Origin of the sequence: Cedecea davisae DSM 4568 (assembly GCF_000412335.2) — a bacterium.
Classification (GTDB): Bacteria; Pseudomonadota; Gammaproteobacteria; order Enterobacterales; family Enterobacteriaceae; genus Cedecea; species Cedecea davisae.
Genome location: NZ_KE161030.1, coordinates 1,035,026 through 1,055,478 on the forward strand (window position 1 = coordinate 1,035,026; position 20,453 = coordinate 1,055,478).

Below are 20,453 nucleotides of genomic sequence, written 5' to 3' on the forward strand. Positions count from 1 at the left end.
AAGTTGTCCTTCAATTGCTAATAGCTCAGCAATTGTGGGGGCTGGAAAATGACAATGGCGTGCCGCTGACACAATAATAATGGTCAGTGGGTCAGGTCATTTTTTTGAATAATAAAATCCCGACGGCCCAGCAGCCGCGAATAAAAAGATTTTATTTTGTTGCTGACGAAATTAGACGCAGGTTACTGGCCACCCAAAATTAATCAGGTAACGGAGATAACAAGGCTAATGCAGTATCAGCTATCTGAAAGGTTATAGAGCGTTAAAGAAGTGGAAGTCGAAACAGCTGCGGTGGGAAACCATCATAATATGCGTCGTGCGCCTGATATGAGGCATAACCCGATTGTTGTTTTCCATTTGATTTTCCTTTTATGTAAAGGTAGCGCCATTTTATCTGGCGAAAAGCCTTTTACTGTGAGCTTTATCAACAAATCAAAGGTGAAACAGAAATAAAAATTCATGGGTTATGCATAACGTAGTGAATAGGTTTGCATAAAGATCTAATGGTAGTGGAATTGTTTATTATATGTTGTTGATTGTGGTGAAATGATCTGATTTCAATAAGTTAGGAGGGAGAGCGCCCTGAGGCGCCCGAGAGAAGAGTTTAGCCCAGAGCAACCATCAAACCGCCGCAGGCGATCAGCGCCACGCCGATACCGGCAATCAGCGAAACTTTCTCGCCGAAAAAAATCACCGCCAGGATCACGGCAAACACCACGCTTAGCTTGTCTATCGGCGCAACCTTAGAGACTTCGCCGTTTTTAATCGCCATAAAGTAAAACAGCCACGAAAGGGCTCCGGCCACGCCGCTCAGCAGAATAAACAGCAGCGCTTTTTTGTCGGCAAACACCGTGCTGACCAGACTCATTTTGCCCTGAACCACCACCACACCGACCAGAAATAGCGCCATTACTACGGCGCGAACGGCCGTAGCGGTATTGGCATCCAGATGCTGCAAACCAACTTTACCAAAAATAGCTACCAGCGCCGCCGTGGCGGCAGATAGCAGGGCATACATTAACCATGCGCTCATAAAAGGCTCCTCTTGAACGGACAAGAGGTTACTCTTTCACAGCATAAAACGGTAGCCGATGCCGGTTTCGGTGAGCAGGTGGCGGGGGCGTGCGGGATCGTTTTCCAGCTTCTGACGCAGGTGGCCCATATAGATACGCAGATAGTGGCTGTGCTCCACCGCGTTGGGGCCCCAGACCTGGTTAAGCAACTGGCGCTGGGTCAGCACTTTTCCGTGGTTGTTAAGCAGCGTCGCCAGCAGGCGGAATTCTATTGGGGTAAGGTGAATTTCCTCTTCGCCGCGGGTGATGCGGCGCGAGGAGAGATCGACCGTGATGGCAGAAAATTGATAAACAGGATCGGGCTGAACGATGCTGGCGTGGCGGCGCAGAGCCACCCGCAGCCGGGCCTGAAGCTCGCCGATGCCAAAGGGCTTGCTGAGAAAATCATCGGCACCCGCGTCCAGCGCGGCGATTTTTGCCTGCTCGTCGCTGCGTGCCGATAAAACGATAATCGGGGTCTGGCTCCACTGGCGGAAATCGCGAATAAAATCGATGCCGTCGCCGTCCGGCAGGCCAAGATCCAGAATCACCAGATCCGGCTTGCGGGTTGCCGCTTCGATCAGGCCGCGCTGTAAGGTTTCGGCATCAAACACGCGTAACGATTCGTCTTCCAGCGCGGTACGCAGAAAGCGGCGGATCTCTTTTTCATCCTCAATTATCAGAACCGTTGTCACAGCGCCTCAATCATTTCAGGGAGTTCGGGGGGAGGCGATAAAGGTAGCACAACGTGGAAGCTGGCACCGCCCTCGGGGCGGTTAAGCGCATAAATTGTGCCGCCGTGAACTTCAACAATCGCCCGGCAGATGGCCAGCCCCAGGCCCACGCCCGGAATAGCCGACTCTTTGTTACCGCGGGCAAATTTATCAAAAATCAGCAGCTCTTTACCAGCCGGAATACCCGGCCCGCTGTCCCAGACTTCCAGGTCGAGCTTCTGCGCCGCCGCCGTTGCCTTGATGCCTATCTCCGCTTTGTAGCCCGCATATTTGGCTGCATTCTCCAGGAGATTAATCAGCACCCGCTCGAACAGCGGGCCATCGACCTCTATCAGCATTAAAGGATCGGGCATATTTAGCGCAATGTGGCGGCCCCCAAGGCCCGGTTCGAGCATCTTCAACGCGCTGCCGATCACCTCTTCAAGCGTCAGCCACTCTTTACGCAGGTTAAAGCCGCCCGACTGAATGCGCGCCATATCCAGCAGATTATTCACAAGCCTCGTGGTATTGAGCACATGCTGACGTATCTCATTGGCCTGAGGCGCATGCTTTGACCCTTCGCTGGCTAAATCCAGGGTTAAAATTTCGGCCTGGCCGAACAGCACGGTCAGCGGAGTGCGCAGATCGTGAGAGAGCGCCGCCAGCAGCGAATTGCGTATTTGCTCGCGTTCGCTTGAAAGGCGGGCCTGCTCTTCGCTTGCGGTCAGCAGCAGCCTGTCCAGGGCGGTGGCAACCAGCAGGGTAAATGTTTCCAGCAGGCGCTGCTGCTCGGGGATCATCAGCTGGCGCAGGTTCTCCGGCTCCACAACCAGCAGCCCAAGCGTGCGCTCGGTAGTGCTCAGCGGCAGGATGCGGTAGGGCACGCCCGGTAATGTGTCGGTTCCCGCGCCGGCAGGCTGCCCCTTATCAAAGCTCCAGCGCGCAATCGCTTCATCCCACTGGGCTGGCTCGCCTTCGGCGGCAATGCGGCTCAGCTTGCCATGCTCGTCCGGCAGCAACAGCAGGCTGCGGGCCTGGAAAGTGTTGTTGATGAACTGCACGCTGGTGGCGGCTACTTCCTGCGGCGTGCGGTCGTCCGCCAGCGCTTTAGACATTTCGTAAAGATGGCGGGTACGTTGTTCCCGGTAGCGGGCTATTCGCGCCTGGTAGCGCACCCCTGCGGTGAGATTACCAATCACCAGCCCGACGGTAAGCATGACGCCAAAGGTCAGCAGGTACTGAACGTCGGAAACCGCCAGCGTGCCGCGCGGGGCAATAAAGAACAAATCAAAGCTGATGACGTTAACTATCGTTGCCAGCACCGAAGGCCAGCGGCCATAGAACAGGGCGACGATAACCACGCCCAGCAGGTAGATCATTACCAGGTTTGCGGCGTCGAACGCCACCAGCCACTGATTGGCAATAAAAGTGATAAACGCGCACAGCACCACCGCAACAATGCAGCCTCGCAGCTGGATCCGCCATTTTTCGCTTATCGAGCGCATGTCCGGCGCTCTCACAGGAGAAGGGGCGGGTTTTTCATCCAGCGCGACGATGACTAAATCGAGATCGGGCGCGCGTTTAGCAAGCCGGTCGGCAAAAGAGGTGCGGTGCCACCAGCGGCGCGTCGTGTGGCGGCCAATAATGATTTTGCCGAGGTTGTGCTCGCGGGCGTAGCGCAGCACCGCTTTCTCTTCGTTGGGGTCGGCGAGAGTGGCTGTTTCAGCGCCTAACTCCTGGGCCAGCCGCAGTGCGCCGAGGATTGACCTGCGCTGGTTTTCCGGCAGCCGGTGCAGTTGCGGGGTTTCAACATAAACGGCGTGCCAGACGCTGCCGAGCTTGGCCGCGAGGCGGGCGGCGGTGCGTACCAGCTTTTCATTTCCGGCGCTGTGGCCGATGCAAAGCAGGATGGCGTCCCGGGTATGCCAGACTTTTTCCTGCCCCTGGTTATCACGCCAGGCGCGCATCTGGTCATCAACCCTGTCTGCGGTGCGGCGCAGTGCCAGCTCGCGCAGGGCAATCAGGTTGCCTTTACGGAAGAAATGTTCGATTGCACGCTCGGCCTGGCCGGAAATATAAACTTTGCCTTCGTGCAGGCGCTGGCGAAGGTCGTCCGGGGGTAAGTCCACCAGCACGACTTCATCGGCGGCGTCGAATATCGGGTCCGGCACGGTTTCACGAACCTGAATGCCGGTTACGCCGCCAACCACGTCGTTGAGGCTTTCCAGATGCTGGACGTTGACCGAAGTCAGCACGTCAATACCCGCTTCCAGTAGCTCTTCAACATCCTGCCAGCGTTTGGGATGGCGGGAGCCAGGCGCATTACTGTGCGCCAGTTCGTCCATCAGGATCAGGGCAGGGCTGCGGGCGAGGGCGGCGTCGAGGTCAAACTCCTGAACCAGACGCCCCCGGTGATGAATACGACGAGGGGGCTGAATACTCAGCCCCTTAAGAAGTTCTGCGGTTTCCTGGCGGCCGTGGGTTTCAACCACGCCCACCAGGACATCGAGGCCCTGCGCCCGCAGGCGCTGCGCCTCCTGAAGCATGGCGTAGGTTTTCCCGACGCCCGCGCAGGCGCCGAAGAAAATTTTCAGTTTCCCACGCGGCTGGCGATTCACTTTCTCCAGCAGCTTGTCGGGGTTGGGGCGCAGCGGCTCCTCGGTCATAACGCTTCCTTTTTACTTCGCCTGTAGATTGTCCAGGGCCAGGTTCAGCTTAACGATATTCACTACCGGCATGCCGATAAAGTTAACCAGCGGCGTGGTGGTGTTGGCTTCCACCAGGCGAGCAACTTGCTCAACCGGCAGATTCCTTGCCTGAGCAACGCGTGGGATCTGCCAGGCGGTTGCTTCCGGGGAAAGCTGCCCGTCGAGGCCGCTGGCGGAAGTGGTTACCAGCTCAACCGGTACTGCCGCACTTGCCTGCGGGTTAGCCGCACGTAGTGCGCTAATACGTGCTTTAACCTCTTTGTCCAGCTCCGGGTTGCTGGCCGCAAGGTTACTGCCGCCGGATGCCATTGGATTATAGGGGCTATCCGAAGTGGCAGAAGGGCGGCCCTGGAAATATTTTGCGTTGGTAAAGTCCTGGCCGATGAGTTCTGAGCCGCGAACTTTGCCGTCTTCGACGATTAACGAGCCGTTTGCCTGGGCCGGGAACCACCACTGGCCCAGCAGCGTGGCGATGAGGGGGTAAACCCCTCCGGTAATCAACGTTAAGACAATCAGCAATAATAAAGCGGGGCGTAGCGTAGCCATGTTCTCTTCCTCTTAGACCAGACCGCAAACGGTCAGGATCACATCTATTACTTTGATGCCGATGAACGGCACAACTATTCCGCCTAAACCATAAATCCACAGGTTGCGGCGCAGCATTGCGGCGGCGCTCAGCGGTTTGTAGCTAATGCCTTTCAGGGCCAGCGGGATCAGGCAGATAATGATCAGCGCGTTGAAAATAACCGCACTCAGAATTGCCGAAGCAGGGGAGTGCAGGTGCATCACGTTCAGGGCGTTAAGCTGCGGGTAAGTTGCCGCAAACGCCGCCGGGATAATGGCGAAATACTTCGCCACGTCGTTGGCGATACTGAAGGTGGTCAGCGAACCGCGCGTCATCAGCATCTGTTTGCCGATATGCACGACCTCAATCAGCTTGGTCGGGTTGGAGTCCAGGTCGACCATGTTGCCAGCCTCTTTGGCCGCCTGCGTCCCCGAGTTCATCGCTACCGCAACGTCAGCCTGGGCCAGAGCCGGAGCGTCGTTGGTGCCGTCGCCGGTCATCGCTACCAGGCGGCCTTCGGCCTGGTACTGGCGGATAAGCGCCAGTTTGGCTTCCGGCGTGGCTTCAGACAGGAAATCATCCACCCCGGCTTCGGCGGCAATTGCGGCGGCGGTCAGGCGGTTATCGCCGGTAATCATTACCGTCTTGATACCCATCTGGCGCAGCTGTGCGAAACGCTCTTTGATCCCACCTTTAACGATGTCTTTAAGCGCGATTACGCCCAGCACGTTAGCGCCTTCGGCTACCACCAGCGGCGTACCGCCCTGGCGTGCAACGCCTTCTACCAGCGTGTCTACCTGAGCCGGGAAGTGCCCGTTGTTCACCTCAACGTGGCGGCGAATGGCATCCACGGAGCCTTTGCGGATCATGCGGTCCTGAATGTTGATACCGCTCATGCGGGTTTGGGCGGTAAACGGCACAAACGTCGCCTGCAGGCTTTGCACATCGCGTTCACGCAGGTTGAAGCGCTGTTTTGCCAGCACCACAATGCTGCGGCCTTCCGGCGTTTCATCCGCCAGTGAGGCCAGCTGTGCCGCGTCGGCCAGCTCTTTTTCATCCACGCCCGGAGCCGGGAGGAAGGCGGAAGCCTGGCGGTTGCCGAGCGTGATGGTGCCGGTTTTATCCAGCAGCAGCACGTCGATGTCGCCCGCAGCTTCTACCGCACGACCGCTGGTGGCGATAACGTTCGCACCCAGCATGCGGCTCATCCCGGCTACGCCGATGGCGGAAAGCAGCCCGCCGATAGTGGTTGGGATCAGGCAGACCAGCAGAGCAACCAGCACGGTTACGCTGGCAGCGGCGCCGCCGTAGGCCGAGAACGGCCACAGCGTGGCGGTTGCCAGCAGCAGCACGATAGTTAAGGCAACCAGCAGAATGGTCAGGGCGATTTCGTTCGGCGTTTTGCGGCGCTGAGCGCTTTCAACCATGGCAATCATGCGGTCGAGGAAGGTTTCCCCCGGGTTCACGCTGCACTGAATGACCAGCCAGTCGGACAGGATGCGTGTGCCGCCGGTGACCGACGCGAAGTCGCCGCCGGACTCACGGATAACCGGCGCGGACTCGCCGGTGATGGCGCTTTCATCCACTGATGCCCCACCTTCCAGCACTTCGCCGTCGCAGGGGATAATATCCCCGGCTTCGACCAGCACCACGTCGCCTTTACGCAGGTCGGCCGCCGGAATATGGTCAACCTGAGCATCGTGCTGTGGGCTACGCAGTTTGCGTGCCCAGCTGGTTTTTTTCACGCCTTTCAGGCTATTGGCCTGGGCCTTACTGCGGCCTTCGGCCAGCGCTTCAGCAAAGTTAGCGAACAGCACGGTAAACCACAGCCACACGCTGATAGCGAGGGTGAATATGGCGTCACCCTGCTGCATGCCGGTGAGCATCGCTATCCCCAGCAGGGTAGTGATAACGCTCCCTACCCAGACGATAAACATCACCGGGTTGCGCCACTGCACCTGCGGCGTGAGCTTTTTAAAGGAATCAATTAGCGCCTGACGAATCAGACCCGGTTCAAACAGCGCCAGTTGCTTGCGACTCATGGAAGCCTCGTATTCAGAAATTAACCAGAGAAAGGTGTTCCGCAACCGGGCCTAAAGCGAGGGCGGGGATAAAGGTCAGGGCGCCAACCAGCAGCACTGTCCCAATCAGTAAACCGATAAACAGCGGGCCGTGGGTTGGCAGCGTACCGATGCTGACAGCCTGGGATTTTTTTGCTGCCAGAGAACCGGCAATCGCCATCACCGGGATGATGACCGCGAAGCGGCCAAACCACATACACACCGCCAGCAGAACGTTCCAGAACGGGGTGTTGGTGCTCAGGCCTGCAAAGGCGCTGCCGTTGTTGTTGGCGGCAGACGAAACCGCGTAAAGCACTTCGCTGAAGCCGTGAATGCCGGGGTTAGCTATGCCGCTGCGGCCGGCGTCGGTCATTAGCGCCAGGGCGGAGCCAAGCAGAACCAGCGCCGGGGTTATCAGGATCGCAAGCGAGGTCATCTTCATTTCCGGCACGTCGATTTTTTTACCGAGGTATTCCGGAGTACGGCCAATCATCAGCCCGGCGATAAACACCGCCAGCAGCACGAACAGCAGCATGCCGTAAAGGCCCGCGCCGACGCCGCCAAATACCACCTCGCCAATTTGCATCAGCCACATCGGCACCATGCCGCCGAGCGCGGTAAAGGAGTCATGCATGGCGTTGACCGCACCGCAGGATGCTGCGGTTGTGATGACCGCAAACAGGCTGCTGGCGAGAATGCCGAAGCGGCTCTCTTTCCCTTCCATATTGATGTTGCTGTTGGCGCCGAACTGGCCGAAGTGCGGGTTACCCTGCAATTCTGCCCACATAACCACCGCCGCGCAGACCACGAAGATTATCGTCATCGCCCACAGCAGAGCGCGGCCCTGACGGCGGTCGCCTACCGCTTCACCAAAGGCGAAACAGAGCGCGGTCGGGATCAGGAAGATCGCAAGTATCTGGACGAAGTTGGTCAGCGCCGTTGGGTTTTCAAACGGGTGAGATGAGTTAGCGTTAAAGAAGCCGCCGCCGTTGGTGCCGAGCATCTTGATAGCTTCCTGAGAGGCAACTGGCCCCATCGGCAGTAGATGCTGAACGCCTTCAATCGTGGTGTAAGGCTGGTAAGCAGAGAAGTTCTGCAGCGAGCCCTGGCTGATAAAGAACAGCGCCATCACCAGAGAAATAGGCAGCAGGATGTAGAGCGTGACGCGAGTTAAATCGACCCAGGCGTTACCCAGCGTGCTGGCTGAATGACGCGAGAAGCCGCGGATCAGGGCAAACACCACCGCAATACCGGTCGCCGCCGAAACGAAGTTTTGCACCGTCAGGCCAACCATCTGGCTGAAGTAGCTCAGCGTGGTTTCCCCGCCGTAGGACTGCCAGTCGGTATTGGAGACGAAGCTTACCGCCGTATTCAGCGCCAGGTGCCAGGAGAGCCCGGGAAGCTGCTGCGGGTTAAGCGGCAGGCTGCCCTGGAACGTCAGCACCATAAACAGCACCAGAAGCCCAAAAACGTTGAATGCCAGAATCGCCATTAAATAGCGTTTCCAGCCCATCTCTTCACCCTTGCTGCCGATTAGCCACCACAGCAGCGGCTCGATGCGGCCAACAACCGGCAGCGGTTCACCTTCAATCAGGCGAGCAAGCACGCTGCCTAAAGGCCTGGCAAGAATGAAGAGCACCAGCAGAAAGCTGGCGATCAGTAAAAATCCGGACGCAGCCATTAAAAAGCCTCCGCTTTAATCAGGGCATAAACCAGGTAACCCAACAGCACGAAGACCAGCACGATGCCGGTTATGACGCCTGCACTCACAATCCACCTCCAACGGTGCGTTTAGCATTTGGCGGCAGAATAGGATTTCGGGTGAAAAGATGTCGTAAAAGTCCGGGGGCGGGGTGTAAAAAAAGTATAAAAATGGAAAAGCCATTAGTTAACTAATGATTAGTATTTATTTAACCATTTTGTAACTTAATTACGAAGTAAAGGCTACGCAGGGCACAAAAAAGCACAAATATCTGGTCGGAGGAGTAGTAAACTTTCAGGCAATGAGATACTATTTTGACCAGATAACAAGTTTCAATTTTCCGGCCTGTGTTGCCGGTCACAAACTAAGAAGGAGAAGCCTATGTCTTTATATAAAGAATACCCTGCGCATCAGGTCATCCTGCGTCGCGTGTTTGCTGTTACCGCTGGCGTACTGGCCCTGCCGGTGATGCTGTTCTGGAAAGATCGCGCCCGTTTTTACAGCTACCTGCATCGAGTCTGGTCTAAAACCAGCGATAAACCGGTGTGGATGGCGCAGTCAGAAGCAGCCGCCTGTGATTTTTACTAAAAGCTGAATCGTTTTGACAAAAGCTACCTTCGGGTAGCTTTTTTGTTGCCCGCGTCTTGCTACACTTAGTTAACAACTAAGGAGCCGACAATGAACGACAACATCCCGATTGGTATCAGCGCCTGTTTACTTGGGGAAAATGTTCGCTTTGACGGCGGCCATAAGCGAATGGCGTTTGCCGTTAACGATCTTGCTCCCTGGGTGCGCTTCGAAGCCATCTGCCCTGAAATGGCTATTGGCCTTCCCACACCTCGCCCGGCGCTGCGCCTGGTAAAAATCAATGAGGGTGAAATTGCCCTGCGTTTCAGCAACCAGACCGAAGGAGACCTTACCGCAGCGATGCAGGATTTCTCCTCGCGCCGGGTGAGCGGGCTGGAACATCTCTGCGGCTACATCGTCTGCGCCAAATCCCCGAGCTGCGGGCTGGAGCGCGTACGGGTTTACGACGCCGATAGCAAAAATAATCGTAAAAGCGGCACCGGTATTTTTACCACCGAACTTCAGCGTCAGTTTCCCTGGCTGCCGGTAGAAGAGGATGGGCGGCTTTGCGACCCGGCTATCCGCGAGAATTTTGTCGAACGAGTCTATACGCTGCACGACCTCAATCTGGTGCGCAAAGGCGGTTTAACTCGCGGGAAGCTGATTGCCTTCCACAGCCGCTATAAATTGCTGCTGCTGGCCCATTCCCAGCCGGAATACCGGGAACTGGGACGTTTTGTGGCCTCTATCGAAAACTGGGCATCGCTGGATGAATTTTTTGTCGAGTATCGCCTGCGTTTAATGTCCATGCTGGCACACCACGCCACGCGCCGCAACCACACTAACGTGCTGATGCATGTTCAGGGTTTTTTCCGCCGCCAGCTTAATGCGCGCCAGCGTCAGGAGCTGTCTGACCTTATTGCCCGCTATCGCCAGGGGACTCAGCCTTTGCTGGCGCCGGTCACCCTGCTGAAGCACTATATGGCAGAATACCCGGACCGTTATCTCGAGCAGCAGCGCTATTTTGAACCGTACCCCGAGGCACTTCGCCTGCGTTACGGCAACTAATTCAGGGAGAGTTATGGCCACTCATCTGGTCTGGTTTCGCAACGATCTTCGCCTTCACGATAATTACGCTTTGCACGCCGCCTGCCGCAATCCCGATGCGGCAGTTATCGGATTATTTATCGTTACGCCCGAGCAGTGGCGGCAGCATGTTATGGCGCCAAAGCAGGCGGGATTTATTTTTGAGCATCTTAAAGCGTTGGGTGCTGCGCTTGCAGAGCGCGGAATAACGCTGCACATCAGGCAAGTAGCGGATTTTGCTGAATCGCTCGACTGCGTGAAACAGTTTTGCGAGCAGCAGCAAGTTGATGCGCTCTTTTATAACTACCAATACGAAGTTAACGAACGCGGGCGTGATGCCGCGCTGGAAAAAACGCTCGGCCGGGATGTGGTCTGCCAGGGCTTTGATGACAGCCTGTTGCTGCCTCCCGGAAGCGTCACAACCGGCAACCGCGAAATGTATAAGGTGTTTACTCCCTTCAGTAAAGCCTTTATCAAACGCCTGCACGAAGGCCTGCCGGAGTGCGTTCCCGCCCCCAAAAAACGGGGCGATGCCGTATTCCATGAGGATTTTTCTTTCGATTTCCCTCGTGAAAAGTTCGACGCAAGCCTTTTCCCCGTGGGCGAGCTGGCGGCTATTGCTCAACTGCGCACGTTTTGCCTTGAGCCGGTAGCCCGCTACCCGGAGCAGCGCGATTTTCCCGCTATCGAAGGCACCAGCCGCCTTTCGCCTTATCTGGCTATCGGCGTTTTATCCCCCCGCCAGTGTCTGCATCGCCTGTTAAAAGAGCACCCCAAAGCGCTGGACGGAGAAGCGGGAGCAACCTGGCTTAATGAGCTTATCTGGCGTGAGTTTTACCGCCACTTGATGGTCGCTCACCCTAAGCTTTGTCGCCACAGGCCGTTTATCGCCTGGACCGATAAAGTACGCTGGAACGACGATATTAAAATGCTGGAAGCCTGGCAGCAGGGGAAAACCGGCTACCCGATTGTGGACGCGGCCATGCGCCAGCTGAATGAAACCGGCTGGATGCATAACCGCCTGCGCATGGTGGCGGCGAGCTTCCTGGTCAAAGACCTGCTTATCGACTGGCGGCAGGGCGAGCATTATTTTATGTCGCAGCTGATTGACGGTGATTTAGCGGCGAATAACGGCGGCTGGCAGTGGGCGGCTTCCACGGGCACCGACGCCGCGCCTTACTTCCGTATTTTTAATCCAACGACCCAGGGCGAGCGGTTTGACGCCGAAGGCGACTTTATCCGTCACTGGCTGCCGGAACTCGCCGGAGTGCCGGGCAAACAGGTGCATACGCCGTGGGTCTGGGCCGAAAAACAGCAGCAAACGCTGGACTACCCGCGCCCGATTGTTGACCATAAACAAGCCCGAATAGCGACGCTTGCGGCCTATGAGGCGGCAAGGAAATAACTGAAGAGAATAATGATGAAAAACAGTGAACTGGAACGCCTGATTAATGAAAAGCTGAACAGCGCGGCCATCAGCGATTTTGCGCCAAACGGCCTGCAGGTTGAAGGCCGGGAAGAGGTCAAAAAAATTATTACCGGCGTCACCGCAAGCCAGGCATTGCTTGATGAAGCGGTTCGTCAGCAGGCCGATGCTGTGATTGTGCACCACGGTTATTTCTGGAAAAACGAATCACCCGTTATTCGCGGCATGAAGCGTAACCGCCTGAAAACGCTGCTGGCTAACGACATCAATCTGTTCGGCTGGCATTTACCGCTGGACGCGCACCCTCAGCTCGGCAATAACGCCCAGCTTGGCGCGTTGCTGGGGATTGAAACCAAAGGTGAAATTGAGCCTCTGGTGCCGTGGGGCGAATTCCCAACGGCGCTTTCCGGCGTTGAGCTGGCGTCGTGGATTGAGATGCGCTTAGGCCGCACGCCGCTGTGGTGCGGCGACACAGGCCCCGACCAGATTCGCCGCGTGGCGTGGTGTACCGGCGGCGGGCAGAGCTTTATCGACAGTGCGGCACGCTTTGGCGTGGATGCGTTTATCACCGGTGAGGTTTCCGAGCAGACCATTCATTCCGCTCGCGAGCAGGGGCTGCATTTCTATGCCGCTGGTCATCATGCTACAGAGCGCGGGGGTATTCAGGCGCTCAGCGACTGGCTGAATAGCGAAACCGACCTCGATGTAACCTTTATCGATATTCCGAACCCCGCTTAATGCCGGAGGGCGTGTGCAACGAGCTCGCTGTTATTTGTTAGGTGAAAGGGCGGTCGTTCTCGAGCTGGAACCGCCGGTTTTATTAACCAGCCAGCAACGCATCTGGGGTCTGCTGCGCCGCCTTACCGCCTCTGATGAGGTGAGCGAGGCCATTCCCGGCATGAATAACATTACCGTGGTGCTCAAACATCCTGAACGCCTGGCGCTGGACGGCATTGAGTGGCTGCAAAGCTGGTGGGAAGAGAGTGAGGCCTTTGCCCCTGAATCCCGCCGGGTTGAGATCCCGGTGATTTATGGCGGCGAGCAGGGCCCGGATCTTGACGTAGTGGCGCGCCACAGCCAGCTTACGTCGGAGCAGGTGGTAGCGCTTCATTCAGGCACGGAATACATCGTCTATTTCCTTGGCTTCCAGCCGGGGTTCGCTTACCTGGGCGGTCTGCCGGAGACGCTTGCGACGCCGCGCCGCGGGGAGCCTCGTCTTCAGGTTGCCGCAGGCTCGGTAGGCATCGGCGGCGGCCAGACGGGCATTTACCCGCTTGCAACCCCGGGAGGCTGGCAAATTATTGGCCGGACTTCCCTCAGCTTGTTTACCCCCGGCGGCGAGCCGCCAACCTTATTATTACCCGGAGACAGCGTGCGCTTTGTGCCGCAGAAGGAGGGCGTATGCTGAATATTCTTCGCGCCGGAATGCAGACCAGCGTGCAGGACACCGGGCGGGAAGGTTTCCGTCAGTTTGGCGTCAGCCGCTGCGGTGCGCTCGATGCTCCGGCTGCCAGTGTCGCCAATTTGCTGGTGGGCAACGAGCAGGATGCGCCGCTGCTTGAAATCACTCTCGGGCAGTGCGTTGTAGAGTTTGAAAAATCAGGCTGGTTTGCGCTAACCGGCGCGGGCTGCCATGCGGAGCTGGACGGCAAGGCCGTCTGGACAGGATGGCGCTTGCCGGTTAAAGCAGGGCAGCGCCTTACGCTGAAAACGCCTTCCCACGGGATGCGGAGTTATCTTGCCGTTGCGGGCGGGCTGGATGTGCCGCAGGTTATGGGGTCAGCCAGTACCGACTTAAAAGCGGGTATTGGCGGCTATCATGGCCGCTTGTTACGCGACGGCGATCGAATTCCTTTGAAAGCGGCGCAGCGCAAATTCCGGCATTCTCGCGGGGTAAAACAGCTGCTTTGGGGCAACCGCATTCGCGCCCTGCCGGGGCCGGAATATCAGGAATTTAGCAAGACCGCACAGGAAAGTTTCTGGCGGCTTCCGTGGCAGATAAGTCCGCAGAGTAACCGCATGGGCTACCGATTGCAGGGGGCCGAGCTGGAACGGGGGATCGAGCGGGAGATGTTGTCTCACGGGCTGCTGCCTGGTGTTATTCAGGTGCCGCATAACGGCCAGCCGATTGTGCTGATGAATGACGCCCAGACCACCGGCGGCTACCCGCGTATGGCCTGCGTTATCGAGGCTGACCTTTACCATCTTGCGCAGGTGAGGCTGGGCGAGCCGATTCATTTTGTTCAGTGCTCGCTTGAGGAGGCGCTAAAAGCGCGCCGTGAACAGGCAGTCTATCTTGAACAGCTGGCGTGGCAATTGGCGCAGGAAGACTAAGCATTTGGGGAGTGTAGTATGCCGGAAGGACCGGAAATTCGCCGCGCGGCGGACAAGCTTGAAGCCGCCGTTGCCGGTAAGCCGTTAACCGAAGCCTGGTTTGCTTATGAGGAGCTAAAACCGTTTGAGGCCATGCTGACGGGCAAAACTATCGAGCGGATTGAAACCCGCGGCAAAGCGATGTTGACGCATTTCTCTAACGGGCTGACATTATACAGCCATAACCAGCTGTATGGCGTCTGGCGCGTGGTTGAGGCTGATAAAGAGCCAGAAACTAAGCGAGTGCTGCGGGTTAAGCTGCAAACGGCTGAAAAAGCTATTTTGCTGTATAGCGCTTCGGATATTGAAATACTCGAGCAGGCGCAGATTGAAAAGCATCCCTTCCTGCTGCGCGTAGGGCCGGATGTGCTGGATGAAACCTTAACGGTGGAGCAGGTCAAAGCGCGCCTGCTGTCGCCGCGTTTTCGCCGCAGGCAGTTCAGCGGCTTGCTGCTGGATCAGGCATTTTTGGCCGGGCTGGGTAACTATCTCCGGGTGGAAATTCTCTGGGAGGCCGGGCTTGCGCCTCATCATCGTGCCGAAGATCTCACCGTTGAGCAGGCTGAGCGTTTTGCCTCAGCTCTGCTTGCCATTCCGCGTTTGTCCTATCAGACACGAGGGCAGGTTAATGAGAATAAACATCACGGAGCTATCTTCAGCTTCAGGGTGTTTCATCGTGCCGGGGAGCCGTGCGAACGCTGCGGTGGGATAATTGAAAAAACGATGCTTTCATCAAGGCCTTTTTATTGGTGCCCGTCCTGCCAGAAATAAAAAAAACGCGCCATCGGGCGCGTTTTTTACTCAGAAAGCTGAAATATTACTTTTTGAGGTCGGATTTGAAATCACGTTTGTCGTAGCCGGTGTACAGCTGACGAGGACGGGCAATTTTGATACCGTCGTCGTGCATTTCGTTCCAGTGCGCAATCCAGCCCACGGTACGCGCCATCGCGAAGATAACGGTAAACATGGAAGATGGGATGCCCATCGCTTTCAGGATGATGCCGGAGTAGAAGTCCACGTTCGGGTAGAGTTTCTTCTCGATGAAGTACGGGTCGTTCAGCGCGATGTGTTCCAGCTCCATCGCCACTTCCAGCAGGTTGTTATCCTTCAGGTTCAGCTCTTTCAGCACTTCATGACAGGTTTCACGCATCACGGTGGCGCGCGGGTCGTAGTTTTTGTACACGCGGTGGCCAAAGCCCATCAGGCGGAAAGAGTCATTCTTGTCTTTGGCGCGACGGATGAATTCCGGGATGTGCTCAACGGTGCTGATCTCTTCCAGCATTTTCAGCGCGGCTTCGTTTGCGCCGCCGTGTGCCGGCCCCCACAGGGAAGCAATACCCGCGGCGATACAGGCAAACGGGTTAGCGCCTGAAGAGCCTGCGGTACGCACGGTGGAGGTTGAAGCGTTCTGCTCATGGTCCGCGTGCAGGATAAGGATCCTGTCCATGGCGCGTTCCAGAATTGGGTTAACTTCATAGTCCTCGCACGGCGTGGAGAACATCATGTTCAGGAAGTTACCGGCATAGGAGAGGTCATTGCGCGGGTAAACGAACGGCTGACCAATTGAATATTTGTAACACATCGCTGCTACGGTCGGCATCTTGGAGAGCAGACGGAAGGCGGCGATTTCGCGGTGACGCGGGTTATTCACGTCCAGCGAGTCGTGGTAGAACGCCGCCAGCGCGCCGGTTACGCCGCACAGAACCGCCATCGGATGCGAGTCGCGACGGAAGCCGTGGAACAGACGGGTGATCTGCTCGTGGATCATGGTGTGGCGGGTAACGGTGGTTTTGAATTCTTCGAACTGAGCCTGAGTGGGCTTTTCGCCGTTCAGCAGGATGTAACAAACTTCGAGGTAACTTGATTCGGTTGCCAGTTGGTCAATCGGGAAGCCGCGGTGCAAAAGAATGCCTTCATCACCGTCGATGTAGGTGATTTTGGACTCACAGGATGCGGTAGACGTGAAGCCCGGGTCAAAAGTAAATACACCTTTAGAACCAAGACTACGGATATCAATTACATCCTGACCTAGCGTGCCCTTTAGCACATCAAGTTCGAGAGCATCTTCACCCTTAAGAGTGAGGTTTGCTTTAGTATCAGCCATTTACGGTCTCCTTAGCGCCTTATTTCATAAGACTGCCGGGCGCCGGATTTGCATTCGAACCCACAATGGTTGGTTACCAGTTTTTTATTTGGCTCGCGGCTCTGTTTAGAGGAGTACAACCAGGGTACAGAGCGATGGGCGCTTGCAGGTAACACTCGCTTTGAGGGCGAAACAACAGCAAATCAGCGTTTTAGCAATCAGTATCATTCAAACCTGTATATCACTAATAACTGTCCTGATCTCTCGGGTCAATACCCATCCACTGTTACATAACTATTACTCAGGTGAAAGGCTGACCCTATAACTTTTGCGAATTATACGGCTTTTCTGGCCCTGTTTGTAACAAGAATGTTTAACTTTTGTCAAATCAGATGATTAAAATTTAAAATAATGTTGTTATCGTGATCGTGCTCACTGTTCCGAGCAAAACCCTTCAAACATTATGTGGGTTAATTGTAATGATTTTGTGAAGAGCCTATACTGCCGCCAGGTCTCCGGAACACCCTGCTACCGGGAGCCACCCAGCGTTGTAGCCAGTTCTCTGGCCTCTGGATGTAGCTGTTTTTTGCATGACGCACAGTTATAGAAAGTTAGCGCTGTCTGACCCCGAATGCAGATCCGGAGGAAGGAAACAATAAGAAGAGCATGTGGGCGCTATTCATGATAAGAAACGTGAAAAAACAACGACCTGTCAATCTGGATCTTAAAACGATCCGGTTCCCCGTCACTGCAATCGCTTCCATCCTCCACCGCGTTTCCGGCGTGATCACATTTGTGGCGGTCGGGATTCTGCTTTGGTTGCTGGGACTATCACTCTCCTCCCCGGAAGGTTTTCTGACTGCCTCGGCCGTGATGGGCAGCTTTATCGTTAAATTTATAATGTGGGGCATTCTGACTGCTCTGGCCTATCACGTCGTGGTGGGCGTTCGCCACCTGCTGATGGACTTTGGCTATCTGGAAGAGACCCTGGTAGCGGGCAAACGATCCGCACAAATTTCCTTTGTGATTACTGTCGTGCTTTCAATTCTTGCAGGAGTCCTCGTATGGTAAGCAATGCCTCCGCATTGGGTCGCAATGGCGTGCACGACTATGTGCTGGTTCGCGCTACCGCCATCGTATTAACCCTGTACATCATCTATATGATTGGCTTCTTCGCTTTTAACAGCGAGCTGACCTACGACGTCTGGCACGGCTTCTTTGCCTCTGCCTTCACCAAAGTTTTCACCCTGCTGGCGCTGTTCTCTATTTTGATTCATGCCTGGATTGGCATGTGGCAGGTGTTGACCGACTACGTTAAACCGCTGGGCATTCGCCTTCCTTTACAGCTGCTGATTGTTGTCGCGCTGTTGGTTTACGTCATTTATGGATTCGTTGTGGTGTGGGGTGTGTAATGAATTTGCCAGTCAGAGAGTTTGATGCCGTAGTTATCGGCGCCGGTGGCGCAGGTATGCGCGCAGCGCTACAGATATCCCAGTCGGGCCAGACCTGCGCCCTGCTGTCAAAAGTTTTCCCAACCCGTTCCCACACCGTGTCTGCGCAGGGCGGTATTACCGTTGCGCTGGGTAACACCCACGAAGACAACTGGGAATGGCACATGTACGACACGGTAAAAGGTTCCGATTACATCGGTGACCAGGACGCCATTGAATATATGTGTAAAACCGGTCCAGAAGCGATTCTGGAACTCGACCATATGGGGCTGCCTTTCTCCCGTCTGGAAAATGGCACCATCTATCAACGTCCGTTTGGCGGCCAGTCTAAAGACTTTGGCGGCGAGCAGGCGGCACGTACTGCTGCCGCAGCTGACCGTACCGGTCATGCGCTGCTGCACACCCTGTACCAGCAGAACCTGAAAAACCACACCACCATCTTCTCCGAGTGGTATGCGCTTGATTTGGTGAAAAACGCCGATGGCGCAGTCGTCGGCTGTACCGCGCTGTGCATCGAAACCGGTGAAGTGGTTTACTTCAAGGCACGCGCAACCGTGCTGGCAACCGGTGGTGCTGGCCGTATTTATCAGTCCACTACCAACGCCCACATCAACACCGGCGACGGTGTCGGCATGGCGCTGCGTGCGGGCGTGCCGGTGCAGGATATGGAAATGTGGCAGTTCCACCCAACCGGCATCGCCGGGGCCGGGGTTCTGGTTACCGAAGGCTGCCGCGGTGAAGGCGGTTACCTGCTGAACAAACACGGCGAGCGCTTTATGGAGCGTTATGCCCCGAACGCGAAGGATCTGGCGGGTCGTGACGTGGTAGCGCGTTCTATCATGATCGAAATCCGTGAAGGCCGCGGCTGTGATGGCCCGTGGGGTCCGCACGCTAAACTTAAACTCGACCACCTGGGTAAAGAAGTTCTGGAATCCCGCCTGCCGGGCATCCTGGAACTGTCCCGCACTTTCGCCCACGTAGATCCGGTGAAAGAGCCGATTCCTGTTATCCCAACCTGCCACTATATGATGGGCGGTATTCCGACCAAAGTAACCGGCCAGGCGCTGACCGTGAACGAGCAGGGCGAAGACGTCGTCATCCCTGGCCTGTTCGCAGTGGGCGAGATAGCCTGCGTATCCGTACACGGTGCAAACCGTCTGGGCGGCAACTCCCTGCTTGACCTGGTGGTGTTTGGTCGTGCGGTGGGCCTGCATCTGCAAGAATCCATTGCCGAGCAGGGCGACCTGCTTGACGCAACCCAGGCCGAAATCGATGCCTCCCTTGAGCGCCTCAACCGCTGGAACGGTAACCGTGACGGTGAAGATCCGGTGGAAATCCGTAAAGCGCTTCAGGAATGTATGCAGCATAACTTCTCGGTATTCCGCGAAGGTGATGCGATGGCCAAGGGTCTTGAGCAGCTGAAAGCCATCCGCGAGCGCCTGAAAAACGCCCGTCTGGACGATACTTCCAGCGAATTCAACACCCAGCGCGTTGAGTGCCTGGAGCTGGATAACCTGATGGAAACCGCTTATGCAACGGCCGTTTCCGCTAACTTCCGCACTGAGAGCCGCGGCGCTCACAGCCGCTTCGACTTCCCGGAAAGGGATGATGCGAACTGGCTTTGCCACAGCTTGTATCTGCCAGAGTCGGAAAGCATGACCCGCCGCGAGGTGAACATGCAGCCGAAACTGCGCGCGGCCTTCCCGCCGAAAGTGCGTACTTATTAATAGCGGAGACTTGCGATGAAACTCGAATTTTCCATTTATCGTTACAACCCGGACGTTGATGATGCTCCGCATATGCAGGAGTACACGCTTGAAGGGGAAGAAGGGCGCGACATGATGCTGCTCGACGCCCTGATGCAGCTGAAAGAAAAAGATCCAAGCCTGTCGTTCCGCCGCTCCTGCCGCGAAGGCGTTTGCGGCTCCGACGGCCTGAACATGAACGGTAAAAATGGCCTGGCCTGTATCACGCCAATCTCGGCTCTTGGCAACGGTAAGCAGAAGATAGTCATCCGTCCTCTGCCGGGCCTGCCGGTAATCCGCGATCTGGTTGTGGACATGGGGCAATTCTATGCTCAATATGAGAAGATTAAGCCTTACCTATTGAATAATGGGCAAAATCCACCCGCTCGCGAGCATTTACAATCGCCCGAGCAGCGTGAAAAACTGGATGGTCTGTACGAGTGCATTCTTTGCGCCTGCTGCTCGACTTCCTGCCCGTCATTCTGGTGGAACCCGGACAAGTTCATCGGCCCGGCTGGCCTGTTGGCAGCATACCGCTTCCTGATAGACAGCCGCGATACGGAAACCGAGTCGCGCCTGGACGGCATCAGCGATGCTTTCAGCGTATTCCGCTGTCACAGCATTATGAACTGCGTCAGCGTATGCCCTAAAGGGCTGAACCCGACTAAAGCTATCGGCCATATTAAGTCGATGCTGTTGCAACGTAGTGCATAAGCAGTAAGAGAGGGAGCGCTATTTCCCTCGACCAGACCCTCTCCCGACAGGGAGAGGGAACGGATTGCAGGAGATCTTTAAAAACTGCCGACGGCCTTCCCCTTCACTCCAGTGGGGAGAGAAGGAAGGCGAGGGGAAACCCTTAAGACAGTTTTTAAAGGTTCCTTCGCGGGCCATATTCATGATGCTCGCAGAGAGTGAACCCTGG

The 20,453-nt window shown here is 56.2% G+C and carries 20 protein-coding genes; 11 read left to right on the forward strand and 9 right to left on the reverse strand.

The features are described from left to right. Nucleotides 1–252 precede the first annotated feature (252 nt). The 8 genes from speFL to kdpF all read right to left on the reverse strand — a co-directional run bounded on the left by speFL (nt 253) and on the right by kdpF (nt 8,868). Nucleotides 253–357, reverse strand: coding sequence for a leader peptide SpeFL (gene speFL / locus HMPREF0201_RS22990; protein WP_115586272.1), 105 nt, complete (start codon nt 355–357; stop codon nt 253–255). 247 nt (nt 358–604) lie between these two features. Continuing rightward, a complete protein-coding gene (locus HMPREF0201_RS04915) occupies nt 605–1,033 on the reverse strand; it encodes an EamA family transporter (RefSeq protein ID WP_016535390.1) in 429 nt (142 codons plus the stop codon). A gap of 36 nt (nt 1,034–1,069) precedes the next feature. After that, nucleotides 1,070–1,747, reverse strand: a complete 678-nt coding sequence (gene kdpE, locus HMPREF0201_RS04920) for a two-component system response regulator KdpE (protein ID WP_016535391.1) — start codon at nt 1,745–1,747, stop codon at nt 1,070–1,072. Then, on the reverse strand, nt 1,744–4,431 hold the full coding sequence (gene kdpD, locus HMPREF0201_RS04925; protein ID WP_016535392.1) for a two-component system sensor histidine kinase KdpD: 2,688 nt from the start codon (nt 4,429–4,431) through the stop codon (nt 1,744–1,746). The genes kdpE and kdpD overlap by 4 nt, the downstream gene beginning before the upstream one ends. Nucleotides 4,432–4,443: 12 nt before the next feature. Further along, the gene (gene kdpC, locus HMPREF0201_RS04930; protein ID WP_016535393.1) at nt 4,444–5,019 is read right to left on the reverse strand and encodes a potassium-transporting ATPase subunit KdpC; all 576 of its coding nucleotides are present in this window, start codon (nt 5,017–5,019) and stop codon (nt 4,444–4,446) included. Between the two features lie 12 nt (nt 5,020–5,031). Then, on the reverse strand, nt 5,032–7,080 hold the full coding sequence (gene kdpB, locus HMPREF0201_RS04935; RefSeq protein ID WP_016535394.1) for a potassium-transporting ATPase subunit KdpB: 2,049 nt from the start codon (nt 7,078–7,080) through the stop codon (nt 5,032–5,034). Between the two features lie 13 nt (nt 7,081–7,093). After that, nucleotides 7,094–8,779: a potassium-transporting ATPase subunit KdpA gene (gene kdpA, locus HMPREF0201_RS04940; protein WP_016535395.1), complete on the reverse strand. Its 1,686-nt coding sequence runs from the start codon at nt 8,777–8,779 to the stop codon at nt 7,094–7,096. Next, on the reverse strand, nt 8,779–8,868 hold the full coding sequence (kdpF, locus tag HMPREF0201_RS22875) for a K(+)-transporting ATPase subunit F (RefSeq protein ID WP_083478380.1): 90 nt from the start codon (nt 8,866–8,868) through the stop codon (nt 8,779–8,781). Before kdpF ends, kdpA begins: the two co-directional genes overlap by 1 nt. 313 nt (nt 8,869–9,181) lie before the next feature. Between kdpF and HMPREF0201_RS04950 the strand changes: the two genes are divergently transcribed. From HMPREF0201_RS04950 to nei, 7 genes are all read left to right on the forward strand, one after another. Beyond that, nucleotides 9,182–9,388: a YbfA family protein gene (locus tag HMPREF0201_RS04950; RefSeq protein WP_016535397.1), complete on the forward strand. Its 207-nt coding sequence runs from the start codon at nt 9,182–9,184 to the stop codon at nt 9,386–9,388. 90 nt (nt 9,389–9,478) lie between these two features. Then, a complete protein-coding gene (locus tag HMPREF0201_RS04955; RefSeq protein ID WP_016535398.1) occupies nt 9,479–10,435 on the forward strand; it encodes a YbgA family protein in 957 nt (318 codons plus the stop codon). 13 nt (nt 10,436–10,448) lie between these two features. After that, nucleotides 10,449–11,858, forward strand: coding sequence for a deoxyribodipyrimidine photo-lyase (phrB, locus tag HMPREF0201_RS04960; RefSeq protein WP_016535399.1), 1,410 nt, complete (start codon nt 10,449–10,451; stop codon nt 11,856–11,858). A gap of 15 nt (nt 11,859–11,873) precedes the next feature. After that, entirely contained in the window at nt 11,874–12,617 is a 744-nt protein-coding gene (locus HMPREF0201_RS04965) for a type 2 GTP cyclohydrolase I (protein WP_039899149.1), read from the forward strand. A gap of 13 nt (nt 12,618–12,630) precedes the next feature. Next, the gene (pxpB, locus tag HMPREF0201_RS04970; protein WP_039898002.1) at nt 12,631–13,287 is read left to right on the forward strand and encodes a 5-oxoprolinase subunit PxpB; all 657 of its coding nucleotides are present in this window, start codon (nt 12,631–12,633) and stop codon (nt 13,285–13,287) included. Further along, a complete protein-coding gene (gene pxpC / locus HMPREF0201_RS04975) occupies nt 13,281–14,213 on the forward strand; it encodes a 5-oxoprolinase subunit PxpC (RefSeq protein WP_016535402.1) in 933 nt (310 codons plus the stop codon). Before pxpB ends, pxpC begins: the two co-directional genes overlap by 7 nt. A gap of 18 nt (nt 14,214–14,231) precedes the next feature. After that, nucleotides 14,232–15,023, forward strand: coding sequence for an endonuclease VIII (gene nei, locus HMPREF0201_RS04980; RefSeq protein WP_016535403.1), 792 nt, complete (start codon nt 14,232–14,234; stop codon nt 15,021–15,023). A gap of 46 nt (nt 15,024–15,069) precedes the next feature. Here nei and HMPREF0201_RS04985 read toward each other — a convergent pair whose 3' ends face one another. Continuing rightward, the gene (locus tag HMPREF0201_RS04985) at nt 15,070–16,356 is read right to left on the reverse strand and encodes a citrate synthase (protein WP_016535404.1); all 1,287 of its coding nucleotides are present in this window, start codon (nt 16,354–16,356) and stop codon (nt 15,070–15,072) included. A 645-nt stretch (nt 16,357–17,001) separates the two neighbouring features. Between HMPREF0201_RS04985 and sdhC the strand changes: the two genes are divergently transcribed. Genes sdhC through HMPREF0201_RS05005 form a run of 4 tightly spaced genes read left to right on the forward strand, consistent with a single transcriptional unit; the run spans nt 17,002 to nt 20,245 of the window. Beyond that, nucleotides 17,002–17,406 carry a succinate dehydrogenase cytochrome b556 subunit gene (gene sdhC, locus HMPREF0201_RS04990; protein WP_016535405.1) on the forward strand — a complete coding sequence of 135 codons (405 nt, stop codon included), beginning with the start codon at nt 17,002–17,004 and terminating at the stop codon, nt 17,404–17,406. Then, on the forward strand, nt 17,400–17,747 hold the full coding sequence (gene sdhD / locus HMPREF0201_RS04995) for a succinate dehydrogenase membrane anchor subunit (protein WP_016535406.1): 348 nt from the start codon (nt 17,400–17,402) through the stop codon (nt 17,745–17,747). Before sdhC ends, sdhD begins: the two co-directional genes overlap by 7 nt. Next, nucleotides 17,747–19,513: a succinate dehydrogenase flavoprotein subunit gene (sdhA, locus tag HMPREF0201_RS05000; RefSeq protein ID WP_016535407.1), complete on the forward strand. Its 1,767-nt coding sequence runs from the start codon at nt 17,747–17,749 to the stop codon at nt 19,511–19,513. The genes sdhD and sdhA overlap by 1 nt, the downstream gene beginning before the upstream one ends. A gap of 15 nt (nt 19,514–19,528) precedes the next feature. Then, on the forward strand, nt 19,529–20,245 hold the full coding sequence (locus HMPREF0201_RS05005; protein WP_016535408.1) for a succinate dehydrogenase iron-sulfur subunit: 717 nt from the start codon (nt 19,529–19,531) through the stop codon (nt 20,243–20,245). The last annotated feature ends 208 nt before the right edge of the window (nt 20,246–20,453 follow it).